Source organism: Arthrobacter sp. 9V, from assembly GCF_902506065.1.
Classification (GTDB): Bacteria; Actinomycetota; Actinomycetes; order Actinomycetales; family Micrococcaceae; genus Arthrobacter.
Window position 1 is genome coordinate 1 of sequence record NZ_LR733062.1, and the last position, 1,222, is coordinate 1,222.

Genomic DNA, 1,222 nt, shown 5'->3' on the forward strand with positions numbered 1-1,222 from the left:
GTCCTGGTGGGCGTGGTCGCGCTGCTGCAGCGGGTTCACGTAGAAGTACTCGGTGCCGGCCAGGCTCACCCCGGCGAGGAACGCGTTGTAGAGCAGGCGCTCGATCGCGTCCGCGTACACGGGCTTGCCGGTCGCGAGCAGCAGGCGCCAGGCCCACTGCACCCCGCCGATCGCCGCGCAGGTCCCGGCGTAGCCGCGGTCGGTCGGCAGCTCGTACGGGTCGCCGAACGCCTCCCAGTCCCAGCGGGCCCCGAGGCCGCCGGTGATGAACGCCTTCGTCGCCATCATGACCGCGAACTGCGTCTCGCTCGCGGTGAGGAGCTCGGTGTCCCCGGTCTCGATCGCGACGTCCACGGCACCCGCGGCCAGGTACACGGCGCGGACCGCGTGGCCCTCCACCGTCGTGGCTTCGCGGCTCGGCACCCGGTCGGAGAAGTACGTCGGCTCGCCGCCGGCGCGCTCGATGATCCCGTGGCCCCGGGCATCGACGAACCAGTGCGCCAGGTCGAGGTAGGCGCGGTCGCCGGTCTCGCGGTACAGCTCGACCAGGCCCATCTCGACGACGGGGTGGCCGTCGACGTCGCGGGTCTTCGGCGTGCCGTCCGGGGCGGTACCGTCGCCGAACGTGCGGACCAGGTGGTCGGCGTTCTTGATCGCGACCTCGAGGAGCCCGGTGTCGCCCGTCGCACGGTGCTGGGCCACGGCCGCCTGGTACAGGTGCCCGGCGCAGTACATCTCGTGGCTCCACTTGAGGTCCGTGTACCGCTCGCCCTTGCCGCGGACCTGCTGCACGGAGTCCAGGTAGCCGTCCTCGGCCTGGGCTCGGGCGTACAGCGCGGTGACCTCGCGCTGCAGGTCGAGCAGGTCCTCGGCGGGGGCGCGGCCGTACTCCCACGCCACGGCCTCGAGCCACTTCGTCACGTCGGAGTCCATGAAGATCGGGCCGACGGCCTCGCCCTCCTCGAGCCCCGCGGCGATGCGCAGGTTCCGGAAGTTGCCGGCCGTCTCGAGCTGCTGGTAGCCGCTCCGCACGGCGTCACGGCCGTTGCGCTCCTGTCGGAGCGCCCAGACGCCGCCCGTGATCCGGGCGTCGCCGGTCGGCAGCGGCCGGAGCGTGAGGTGCGCGTCGGCGGTCGGGAGGACCGGGGTCGCGGTGTGCGCGCCGCGATCGGTCGCGAGCGTGGTGGTCATGTCGCCTCCTTGCGATGTGACTCGGGCCGTC

1 protein-coding gene is annotated in these 1,222 nt (G+C 72.9%); it reads right to left on the minus strand.

The genetic code is table 11. From position 1 onward, the window contains the following. Positions 1 to 1,191, minus strand: a 1,191-nt coding sequence (locus BACI9J_RS24120) for a glycoside hydrolase family 127 protein (RefSeq protein WP_201296744.1), incomplete at its 3' end; no start/stop codon positions are given. Positions 1,192 to 1,222: the final 31 nt, after the last annotated feature.